The organism is Butyrivibrio sp., from assembly GCF_024699075.1.
In genome coordinates this window covers 18146-29710 of sequence record NZ_JAILQF010000390.1, presented here as the reverse complement: position 1 = coordinate 29710, position 11565 = coordinate 18146, and the positions used below count along the sequence as shown (strand labels likewise).

Genomic DNA, 11565 nt, shown 5'->3' with positions numbered 1-11565 from the left:
GATTCGCATGGACAGCAGGCTTATATGAAGCAGATCATAAAGGATGAGGCACCTTTTAATGTGCTGATACATGCAGGAGATCTTGAAGATAGTATAGAGAATGTTCTTGGACCTGTTGATTATTATACGCATGTAGTCAAGGGGAATTGTGACTATGGAAGGGATGTTCCTCTTGAAAAGATATTTCAGATTGGTGGAAGAACAGTGCTTCTTCTTCATGGTCATTCCTGCGGCAATATGCACTGTCATCCTGGCATGGATATGAATAGAATGGTTTATTATGCGCAGAGTAAAGGATGTGATATGCTCATTTATGGTCATACACATATTCCTCATTACGAAGTTCTTGATGATGGATTTATAATCCTTAACCCGGGCAGCATCTCTCTTCCAAGGCAGTCCGATATGAATAAGACATATGCAGTCCTTGAAGTAGAGGATAAGGAAGTCAAAGTAACTCATAAGCACTATTAACGTAAACTTCGCATATAAAAATAAAGCATAAGTTCCTTTGTGGGCTTAAATAGATAATTATGTATGAGGATATAAAGAAATGGCTGTTATGGATCAAGCAGAAAATATAACAAATGTAAATGATAAAACAGAATCTGAGAGTGGTATGGCTGGTAGAGATAATATAATTCTTATTGGTATGCCTGCATCCGGTAAGAGTACTCTTGGCGTAATTCTCGCTAAAGTTCTTGGCTACAGATTCATAGATTCAGATATTCTTATTCAGGAATGTCAGAAGCAAAAACTTAGTGAGATAATTGAAGCAGAAGGAATTGATGCTTTTATAGAAATAGAAAACAAGGTTAATGCATCCATAAATACGAATAAGACTGTTATTGCAACAGGCGGAAGTGCAGTATATGGTATGGAAGCAATGCAGCATTTTAAACAGATTGGCAGGATCGTCTATCTGCATGTTGATTATGAGCGTCTTGTGAAGCGTCTTTCTGATATCAAGCAGCGCGGAGTGGTAATTCGTGAAGGTCAGACTTTTGAACAGCTTTATGAAGAGCGTTTGAAATTATACAGGCAGTATGCTGATATAACAGTTGACGAAGAATGCGAAAATGTTGAAAAGGTTCTTGCAGATCTTTTGGCAAAACTTGGTGAATAATTAATTCTTTGATCTTATTTTGACAATGCACAGTAATACAATGTAAAATAGATAACGGACGTTATAAAAATTACATAAGGGGGAGCACAATGTCACGTAAAGCCACAATTACACAAAAAGAGATTGTCAACGCTGCATTTAAGATCACCAAAAAAGAGGGGTATGAAGCAATAACGTCAAGAAAACTTGCCGCAGCTGCAGGTTGTTCGACACAGCCTATTTTCCGTATTTATGACAATATGGATGGGCTTAAGGAAGACGTATTCAAGAAAGCTTCTTTGTTTTATGAAGATTATTATGCGTCTTATCCTAAAAATAATGAAACACCTTTTGTAGATCTTGGAATGGCCTATATTGAGTTTGCTCAGAAGTATCCTAATCTTTTCAGACTTTTATTTTTGTCTGGTTCAAAAGATGAAGAAAAGAGCATGTACGCACTTGTTAATGGTGAGAAGGAATATGTTGTCAAGGAAGTTGATCGTGCAAGAACTCAGGGTGTTAAAGAGCCTGAGCAGCTTTTCATGAAAATGTGGATATTCATTCACGGAAGTGGATGTATGGCTGTTACAGGAGATTATGATCTTAATCATGATGATTCGATAGGTCTTTTGGAAGCGGCTTATCAGTCATTTAAATAAAAAATATATTTAAGGTATGAAAAATATACCTTAAGTAACATAAAAAATAATAGCTGAGAGTTTTATGAAAAATATTGCAGTTATCGGTGCAGGGGCCGCCGGAATGATGGCGGCAGCTGCTGCAGCCGAAAGTGGCGCTAAGGTCACTATATACGAAAAAAATGAAAAAGCCGGAAAAAAGATTTATATAACAGGTAAGGGTAGATGCAATGTTACCAACAATGCAGATACCAATATGTTCTTTGGCAACGTTTGCCGTAATCCAAAATTTTTGTACAGTGCGGTTTATTCTTTTGACCACGACAGTGTGTATGATTTTTTTGAGAAGAATGGTTGCCGTCTGAAGGTAGAACGTGGAGACAGAGTTTTTCCTGTTTCAGATCATTCGTCAGATATCATAGGTACACTCGTAAGATATCTCCAGAAGTTGCATGTCAAAATCTCATATAAGAGTGAAGTTACTGCAATTGAATACAAGGACGATACTGTAGTATCAATTACTGTCGGCAGGAAAGAGAAAATTCCTGTGGACGCTGTTATCGTATGCACCGGAGGTCTTTCTTATGAAAGCACCGGTTCTACAGGTGATGGATACAGGTTTGCAAGAAAGGCAGGACACAGTCTGTCACAGCCTTTCCCAAGTCTTGTTCCGCTTGAAGTCAAGGAGCCCTGGGTCAAAGAACTTCAGGGATTATCTCTTAAAAATGTCAGCGTTAAGATGGTTGCCATGGATCCTGAAATGGAAAACACTGATGGTAAAGCTGCTAAATCCAAGGAAGTAAAAGCGCTTGGAGTTGTAAAGCAGGCAGAAACAGTACCTGAAAAGAGAAAGAAGAAAAAGGCTGCAAAGAGCGTTTATGAAGGATTTGGTGAAATGCTCTTTACTCATTTTGGAATAAGCGGACCTTTGATCCTTACGGCAAGTACATGCTATGAAGAGGGTACAAAGTATCAGATACATCTTAATCTTAAACCTGCACTTACCAAAGAACAGCTTGATAAGCGTATCATCAGAGACTTTGAGGAAGGCAATAAGAAGGTGTTCAGGAACGTGCTTGGAGGTCTTTTCCCATCAAAGCTTATTCCTGTAATTATAAATCTGTCTGGTATTGCTCCTGACAAAAAAGTCAGTGAGATAAGCAAAGCTGAACGAGAAAAGCTCGTAAATCTTACGCAGGATCTTGTAATGACAGTTACTGGTACAAGGGGATTTAATGAAGCGATAATTACTAAAGGCGGAGTTAATGTCAAAGAGATAGACTCTTCGACCATGGAATCAAAGTTTCGAAAAGGACTTTATTTTGCGGGAGAAGTTTTGGATACAGACGCAGTTACCGGAGGTTTTAATCTTCAGATTGCCTGGTCTACGGGACATCTTGCCGGTATGAGCGCTGCTATGGAAGAATAAATAATTTAAGGAGATCATTTAATAATGAGTCATCAGATTGCAATAGACGGACCTGCAGGTGCAGGAAAGAGTACGATTGCCAAGATCGTATCTAAAAAACTTGGATTTATCTATGTAGATACAGGAGCTATGTATAGGACAATGGCTTTATATCTGTCACGACTTTCAGTAGATCCTGACAACATGGAGGAGATCGGAGATAAGGCACAGTCTGCGGAGATAACTATTAAATATATTGACGGCGAACAGGTGGTAATGCTTGGAGATGAGAATGTCAACGGACTTATAAGAAGTCCTGAAGTCAGTGCTATGGCAAGTAAGACTTCTCAGGTTGCAAGACTTCGTACAAAGCTTGTAGAGCTTCAGCAAAAGCTTTCAGAGACGGAAAATGTTGTAATGGACGGACGTGATATAGGTACAGTCGTTCTTCCAAATGCAGATCTTAAGATCTATCTTACAGCAAGCGTACAGGTAAGAGCTCAAAGAAGATATAAAGAGATGATAGAAAAGGGTCAGGAAGCTGTTTTTTCAGATATAGAAAAAGATATTGAAGAAAGAGATTATCGTGATATGCATAGAGAAGCTTCACCTCTTATGCAGGCTGAGGATGCAGTTTTGGTAGATACTTCAAATATGTCTATAGAAGAGGTTGCCGATAAGATAATTGAATTGTATAATAACAAATGACTTACAATTGCTTGGGTTATTTGTTAATAAAGTTAACAAATTAAGTAATATATATCGTTCGCTGAGAAAGGAAGTTGAAGTATGGAAGTAATCTTGGCTGAACATGCAGGTTTCTGCTTTGGTGTCAAAAAAGCTGTTGATACCGTATATGAGCAGGTAGAGCATAAAGACAAAAAGATTTACACATATGGGCCAATAATCCATAACGAAGAGGTTGTTAAGGACCTTGAAAGTAAAGGCGTAGAGGTAGTTAATTCTCCTGAGGAACTTTCTAGTGTAGCTGAAAACGGAACTATAGTTATAAGAGCACATGGAATTCCGAGGGAAACTGAAGAGAAGATCAAGAATAAAGGTATATCTTATGTTGATGCTACCTGTCCTTTTGTAAAAAGAATCCATAAAATTGTCGATGAAGAGAGCCGAAATGGTAAGACGATTATCATAACAGGTAATGCAAAACACCCTGAAGTAGAGGGTATAGTTTCCTGGGCAAATGGCCCTGTTTACGTAATAGAGAGCCTTGAAGATGCAGAGAAATTCGCACTTCCCGTGGAAACGGAGCTTACACTCGTCTCTCAGACAACATTTAATTACAAAAAATTTAAAGATGTGGTTGAAATTTTTAATGGCAAAGGCTACAATATTAATATTGTGAATACTATCTGTAATGCCACACAGGAAAGGCAAACAGAAGCAGAAAAAATTGCCGAACAGGCAGATGCCATGATAGTAATTGGTGGAACTTCAAGTTCCAATACACGGAAACTGTATGAGATTTGCTCAGGCAAATGTAAACATACATATTTCGTACAAACAGTAGATGACTTACCCAAGGATTTTCCTGAGGGTATATATAAAGTGGGAATTACCGCTGGGGCGTCAACCCCGAAGAATATTATTGAGGAGGTTCAGACATATGTCAGAACAGGAACAGACATTTGAGCAGATGCTCAACGAGTCATTCAAGACAATTCATACAGGGGAGGTCGTTGAAGGTACAATAATCGATGTAAAACCTGATGAAGCCATCCTCAACATTGGTTACAAGTCCGACGGTATTCTTTCCAGAAATGAGTACAGTAACGATAACAGCCTTGATCTTACAACAAAGCTTAATGTTGGAGACAAGATGGATGTCAAGGTTCTTAAAGCCAATGATGCAGATGGACAGGTAGTACTGTCATACAAGAGACTTGCTCTTGATCGTGGCAATAAGAAGATTGAAGAAGCATTCAATAACAAAGAAACACTTTCTGCAAAGGTTGTACAGGTTCTGGAAGGTGGTCTTGTAGTAGTTGTTGATGAAGTTAGAATTTTCATCCCTGCAAGCCTTGTATCAGATACTTATGAGAAAGATCTTACAAAGTATCAGGATCAGGAAATCGAGTTTGTTGTAACAGAATACAATCCTCGTAGAAGAAGATATATCGGAAACAGACGTATGCTTATCGCAGCTGAGAAGGCTGAGAAGGCTAAGGAGCTTTTCGATAAGATCCAGGCAGGCGATGTTGTAGAAGGAACAGTTAAGAACGTAACAGATTTCGGTGCATTCATCGATCTGGGCGGCGCTGATGGACTTCTCCATATCTCAGAGATGAGCTGGGGACGTGTTGAAAGCCCTAAGAAAGTATTTAAGGTTGGCGACGCTGTTAAGGTTCTTGTTAAGTCTATCGAAGGCAAGAAGATTGCTCTTTCCAGAAAGTTCGAAGATGGAAATCCATGGAAGAACGCTTCTGAGAAGTATGCAGTAGGCAACGTTGTAACTGGTAAAGTTGCTCGTATGACAGACTTCGGTGCATTCGTAGAGCTTGAGTCAGGTATCGACGCACTTCTTCATGTATCACAGATCTCTAAGGATCATGTTGATAAGCCAGCTGATGTACTTAAGGTTGGTGACGAAGTTACAGCTAAGATTGTAGACTTCAACGAAGATGATCATAAGATCAGCCTTTCTGTAAAGGCTATGCTTGCTCCTGAGAAGAAGGATGATGACAACGAAGATGTAGCTTCAGTTGATATCGATCAGGTTATCTCAGAGCAGACAGAAGAGTAATATTTAGTATTACTAATCTATCAATTTAATTGGTAAATTTAAACTCCGGTAGTGTATATGCACTACCGGAGTTTTTTGCGCTCTTTTATTACATAAATACGGTTAATCTTTTTGTAATACTGTCCGATATTCTTAATGGAGTACCTATATACTTGAATTTTATAAGTATACTAATAAATATTGTGGAGGTTACAAGTACATGGCTTACGATTATGAGTGGTTTAAAAAGGCAGTTTACGACTTGACCAAGATAGATCTGAACGCCTATAAGGAAAAACAGATGAAACGTCGTATAGATACCCTTATCGGCAAGTATTCTGTAACAGGGTACGATCAATTCATGGATATGATCAAGAAAGATAAGGAAGTTCTTCATGCATTTGTTACTTATCTTACCATAAACGTATCCGAATTCTTCCGTAATCCTGACCAATGGGCTCTCATGGACAAAGAGATGGTTCCTGAACTTATGGGCAAGTTTGGTAAGAACTTAAAGATATGGAGCGCTGCGTGCTCAACAGGTGACGAGCCTTATACTATTGTAATGCTCTTATCACGTCATGTTCCACTTAATCAGATCAATATTCTTGCAACAGACCTCGACTCAGTTGCGATCGCCAAGGCTAAACTTGGAATATATGCAGAAAAGGAAATTTCAGGTGTTCCTAAGGATCTTAAAGATAAGTATTTTACCAAGAATGCAGATGGTACAGTCACTATTTCCAATGAGATCAAGAGCCGTGTAACTTTCAAACAGGCAGATCTTTTAAGAGACCCGTATCCAAAGGATTATCACCTTATCGTATGTCGTAACGTTCTTATCTACTTCACAGAAGAAGCTAAGGATGAGACCTTCAGAAAATATTATGACTCTCTTTCACCGGGAGGAATCCTCTTCATCGGTGCTACAGAGCAGATAATTAACTATAAGGATATTGGATTTGTAAGAAAGAATTCGTTCTATTACGAGAAACCAAAGACTTAAATACAGTTCGAGCTGAACATCGAACTGTAATTGCATCAACTAATTTTTTCCTCTGCAATAGAAAAGCTCCGGTTATCCGGAGCTTTTCTATTGCATATTTAAAGTTTTATAGGTGATTACCAGTTGCGTGCGCAATATCTCTGATAATTACATGCGCATAAGTATTAGGATTTGCATGTGTATCAGTCCTGGCCGAACAGGTGCCCTAGTACATGGCAGGCATAAAGACTCATTGCTGACCTGTTGGTCTTGATATAGTCTGTCAGCTCGAAGTACATTGCGTGCTCTTTGTATTCATGCTTAAAGAATGGCGTAAACACAAGATCCCATTGTCTTAAATATTGTCCTGGTTTTCTTGTATAGCAGTTTTCTGCTTTTGCTTTTTCTCTATGAGATCTGTCAACAAATGTTGCTACAGACTTATGAAGAGCCTGATCCTCATCAGGAAGATAATAATAATCCTTGTAATTGGAATAGAAATATTTAAGCTCTTCTTCATATAGCGGTATTCTAAGAGCTGCATGATTTCCCTCTACCTGAAGGAATGAACCGTCAAGGTTACATTTAAATGGGATAGGCAGTTCATATGGGATTGCGAGCTTCATGAATATCTCTTTCTTGTCTTTGCCATCCATATCTGTATAATAATTGGCCTGCACTTTTACAGCACGAAGAGGCAGACGGTCAGACAATTCTGACTGAGGAGCATCTGTTCTCATATGAAGCGCAGGAGTATTTCGAATGCTTTCAAAGAAATCGTAATAATACAGTATAGGAAGAAGCTCGGCCATACCCTTAACATCATCCTCGTTATGAAGGATGAGAAGCCCGTATAGCTCATCATTTTTATTATCCAGATATTTTTCGTATATCTCGATAAGCTGTCCTCCGTTGAAAAGGTCGTCACGGTTTATATTGAGGAACTGTTCTATAGTCTTTTGCTTGCAGTTCTCAAGACCAAGTACGTCCTTATAAGGAGATATGAGCTTATATATATCAATTGAATGCATATTATCTAATAAGTCTACAATGCCGTAGTGTTCACATTTTGCTTTTATATAAGGCAGATCAAACCTGTTGCCATTAAAGTGGATAAGGGTATCATAGGTTGATGCAAACATAAGGAATGCGTTAAGTATTTCTTCTTCGTCGTCCTTTTTGTCAGCGAACCACTGGGCAAGGTGCCAGGAATCAGCCTCATAATAGGCACATCCTATAAGATATAATTTTGAAGTCTTTGCAGAAAAACCTGTTGTTTCTATATCTATAAAAAGAGCTGTCTCAGGCTTTGAAACAATCTTTTCTATAGGATATGGTGTGAGAGTAGTTGGTTTAAAAGGTATTTCTTTTTGTATTATTATCATTTGATCATCCTCTGGAAATGTTACTATATCAGAAATTTCATAATATCAGATATTTCATAATATCAGCTATTTCACTATATCAAATTATTTTAGCATATTAAAGGTGGGTATGCATTAGCATCTGCTAACTATTTTGCCAAATGATTTTTTGATAAATATCATAACGATATAAAAAATGCCGAGAATTCATCAAAATATCAAAATGAATATATGGAATTTTTATAGTAGAAGTCGTAAAATAATAATGTGATGCTGTTAGTAAATACAAGAACTAAAACAATCTAAATGGGAGGTTTTCTTTTTGTATATAACAGTATTGGAGGCACTGATAAAACATCAGAAAGAAGGGTAGGAAATGGCACGACTAACGTTCGTAGGGGGAGTCCATCCATATGAAGGCAAAGAGCTTACTATGGACAAACCCATCAAAAGTGTTCTGCCTAAGGGTGATCTTGTATATCCGTTATCACAGCATATCGGAGCGCCTGCATCCCCAATTGTGGCAGTTGGTGACCATGTCCTGACCGGGCAGAAAATTGCAGAGGCTTCCGGCTTTGTATCTGCGCCGATCTACGCGACCGTATCAGGAACCGTAAAGGCGATTGAGCCAAGAAGACTTGCGACCGGCGGCATGTGTAACAGTATCATCGTAGAAAACGATGGACTCTATGAAGAAGTAGAATGGCCCGAAGTAAAACCTCTTGAGGAGATGACAAGCGAAGAAATAGTAGCAGCTGTCAGAGAGGCCGGGGTTGTCGGAATGGGCGGTGCGGGATTCCCCACTGCTGTCAAATTATCTCCAAAAGAACCCGATAAAATTGAATACGTAATAGCTAACTGCTCTGAGTGTGAGCCTTATCTCACATCAGATTATCGTCGTATGATCGAAGAGCCTGAGCTTATTATCGGCGGACTTAAGATTGCGGTATCTCTTTTCCCTAATGCAAGAGGTATTCTTGCAGTTGAGGATAACAAGCCTGAAGCTATAAAGAAGCTTCGTGAGCTTACAAAAGATGAGCCCAAGATTGAAGTTAAGCAGCTTCAGACCAAGTATCCACAGGGTGCTGAGCGTATGCTTATCTATGCTTGCACAGGAAGAAGTATCAATTCTTCAATGCTTCCTGCAGATGCAGGATGTATCGTAGATAATACTGATACTCTTTGTGCTATCTACCGTGCTGTAACAGAGGGGCGACCTCTTATGGAGAGAATCGTTACCATAACAGGTGATGCTATCAAGGATCCTTGTAACTACAAGGTAAGGATAGGAACAAGTTATCAGGAACTTTTAGATGATGCAGGCGGATTTTATAAGACGCCTCAGAAGATCATATCAGGTGGTCCTATGATGGGATTTGCCGTATGGGATACTGAGGTACCTACAACCAAGACTGCATCAGCTCTTACGTGCCTTACAGAAGATGCGGTTTCTGCAATGGAACCAACAGCCTGCATTAACTGTGCACGCTGCGTAGAGGCTTGTCCTGAACAGCTTATACCCAAGAATCTTGCTGATGCTGTAGAGCATGGACAGACAGAGAGATTCCTTAAAGAGTATGGAATGGAATGCTGCGAATGTGGATGCTGTTCATTTATATGTCCGGCACATCGTCACTTGACACAGCTTATAAAAGGCATGCGCAAAATACAGCTTGCTAATCGCAAGAAGAAATAAGGGGAGGACAAAATGAGCGAATTTAGAAATGTGTCGTCCAATCCGCATGTCAGGAGCGGCTCTACGACTACCAATATCATGCTTTGGGTAATCATAGGTCTGTGCGTTCCGGCTGCGTTTGGCGTATTCAATTTTGGTTTTTATGCGCTGGTTCTCATACTACTTTCCATAGCTACTACAGTGGCAACAGAATATATTTATGAGAAACTGATGCACAAAGAAAATACAATAGGAGACCTTTCAGCTGTTGTTACAGGTCTTCTTATTGGACTCAATATTCCAAGTACTGCTCCTTTCTGGCTTCCTATAATTGGCGGTATATTTGCAATTGTGGTAGTCAAAGAGCTTTTTGGAGGACTTGGACAGAACTTTATGAATCCGGCTCTGGGTGCAAGATGTTTTCTTGTTATCTCATTTCCGAGACTCATGACCGACTTTGTTACAGATACCTATACAGGTGCAACTCCTCTTGCAGCATTAAAGGCAGGAGAGGAAGTTGATGTAATGAAGATGATCCAGGGATTTACAGGTGGTGTTATTGGTGAGACATCAATGATCGCTATTGTAGTAGGCGCTTGTATTCTTATTATGGCAGGTGTCATTGATTTAAGAATACCGGGATCATACATTGTATCATTCGCAATCTTCGTTGTGATCTTCGGAGGACGCGGATGGAATCCTGCATATCTTTCTGCACAGCTTGCAGGTGGTGGTCTTATGCTTGGTGCATTCTTCATGGCTACAGATTATGTAACAAGCCCTATCACTAATGTAGGAAAATATATTTATGGTATAGTCCTTGGACTTCTTACCGGAATATTCAGAATCTTCGGTTCAGGTGCAGAGGGTGTTTCTTATGCGATCATAATTGGAAACCTTCTCGTTCCACTTATTGAAAGATGGACACTTCCAAGAGCTTTTGGTATTCCGAAGAAATCACGTAAGAAGGAGGTGCAGGCATGAGTAATGAACAGACAGCCGTCCAGAAGAAAAATGAGACAGGCGATATGATCAAAAATGCGCTTATCCTCTTCGTGATCACTTTGATTGCAGGAGTTCTTCTTGGACTTGTATATCAGATCACAAAAGATCCAATAGCTTATCAGAATGCGCTTAAGGTTGAAAATGCCAACAAAGCTGTATTTGCAAGCGCAAGCTCTTTTGGCGAGGATAATATAGTTGATAGTGCAGCAGCAGCTTCAGTTATAAACGGATCATCTGATTATTCAGGTGTAACAATTGATTCTGTTATAGAAGCATATGATGAAAGCGGTAATGTTATCGGCTACATCATTCAGATCACTACTAAAGGTTACAACGACGATATCCAGTTCTCAATGGGTATTACAACAGATGGTGTTCTTAACGGAATATCTCTTATATCTATAAGCGAGACTCCGGGTCTTGGAATGAACGCTGAGAAGGTGCTTGTGCCACAGCTTACAGTAGATGGCGGAATCGATGCAACTGTAACATATTCAGTAGTTAAGGACGGAACTGGTAAGACAAGTGAGACAGATACATCTCTTGAAGCAATATCAGGTGCAACTATCACTTCTAAAGCAGTTACAAATGGTGTAAACGCTGGCCTTTTGTACTATACAAACGTTCTGAAAGGAGGTCAGTAAT

Annotated in this window: 12 protein-coding genes; 11 read left to right on the top strand and 1 reads right to left on the bottom strand. The window is 39.3% G+C overall.

Features of this window, described 5'->3' with window-relative positions:
- The 8 genes from K6G87_RS15725 to K6G87_RS15690 all read left to right on the top strand — a co-directional run.
- Positions 1-474: metallophosphoesterase family protein (locus K6G87_RS15725; protein ID WP_296839373.1), on the top strand; the 474-nt coding region annotated here is incomplete at its 5' end.
- Between the two features lie 145 nt (positions 475-619).
- Positions 620-1126 (top strand): shikimate kinase, encoded by a 507-nt coding sequence (locus K6G87_RS15720; protein WP_296839376.1) that lies wholly within the window; start codon positions 620-622, stop codon positions 1124-1126.
- Positions 1127-1215: 89 nt separating this feature from the next.
- Entirely contained in the window at positions 1216-1764 is a 549-nt protein-coding gene (locus K6G87_RS15715) for a TetR/AcrR family transcriptional regulator (protein WP_296839371.1), read from the top strand.
- Positions 1765-1828: 64 nt separating this feature from the next.
- Positions 1829-3172 carry an NAD(P)/FAD-dependent oxidoreductase gene (locus tag K6G87_RS15710; RefSeq protein ID WP_296839369.1) on the top strand — a complete coding sequence of 448 codons (1344 nt, stop codon included), beginning with the start codon at positions 1829-1831 and terminating at the stop codon, positions 3170-3172.
- Between the two features lie 24 nt (positions 3173-3196).
- Positions 3197-3859 carry a (d)CMP kinase gene (gene cmk / locus K6G87_RS15705; protein ID WP_296839367.1) on the top strand — a complete coding sequence of 221 codons (663 nt, stop codon included), beginning with the start codon at positions 3197-3199 and terminating at the stop codon, positions 3857-3859.
- Between the two features lie 81 nt (positions 3860-3940).
- Positions 3941-4801, top strand: coding sequence for a 4-hydroxy-3-methylbut-2-enyl diphosphate reductase (ispH, locus tag K6G87_RS15700; RefSeq protein WP_296839365.1), 861 nt, complete (start codon positions 3941-3943; stop codon positions 4799-4801).
- Entirely contained in the window at positions 4776-5912 is a 1137-nt protein-coding gene (gene rpsA / locus K6G87_RS15695; RefSeq protein ID WP_296839362.1) for a 30S ribosomal protein S1, read from the top strand. The genes ispH and rpsA overlap by 26 nt, the downstream gene beginning before the upstream one ends.
- Before the next feature lie 199 nt (positions 5913-6111).
- Complete coding sequence (locus K6G87_RS15690) at positions 6112-6897, top strand: CheR family methyltransferase (RefSeq protein ID WP_296839360.1); 786 nt, start codon at positions 6112-6114, stop codon at positions 6895-6897.
- 182 nt (positions 6898-7079) lie between these two features.
- Here the strand turns inward: K6G87_RS15690 and K6G87_RS15685 are convergent, their stop codons facing one another.
- Positions 7080-8261: a ribonuclease H-like domain-containing protein gene (locus K6G87_RS15685; RefSeq protein ID WP_296839358.1), complete on the bottom strand. Its 1182-nt coding sequence runs from the start codon at positions 8259-8261 to the stop codon at positions 7080-7082.
- 355 nt (positions 8262-8616) lie between these two features.
- Between K6G87_RS15685 and rsxC the strand changes: the two genes are divergently transcribed.
- The 3 genes from rsxC to K6G87_RS15670 are packed head-to-tail and all read left to right on the top strand — an operon-like array spanning position 8617 to position 11564.
- Positions 8617-9936: an electron transport complex subunit RsxC gene (gene rsxC / locus K6G87_RS15680; protein ID WP_296839356.1), complete on the top strand. Its 1320-nt coding sequence runs from the start codon at positions 8617-8619 to the stop codon at positions 9934-9936.
- A gap of 12 nt (positions 9937-9948) precedes the next feature.
- Positions 9949-10899 (top strand): RnfABCDGE type electron transport complex subunit D, encoded by a 951-nt coding sequence (locus tag K6G87_RS15675; protein WP_296839355.1) that lies wholly within the window; start codon positions 9949-9951, stop codon positions 10897-10899.
- Positions 10896-11564: an FMN-binding protein gene (locus K6G87_RS15670; RefSeq protein WP_296839354.1), complete on the top strand. Its 669-nt coding sequence runs from the start codon at positions 10896-10898 to the stop codon at positions 11562-11564. The genes K6G87_RS15675 and K6G87_RS15670 overlap by 4 nt, the downstream gene beginning before the upstream one ends.
- Position 11565: the final 1 nt, after the last annotated feature.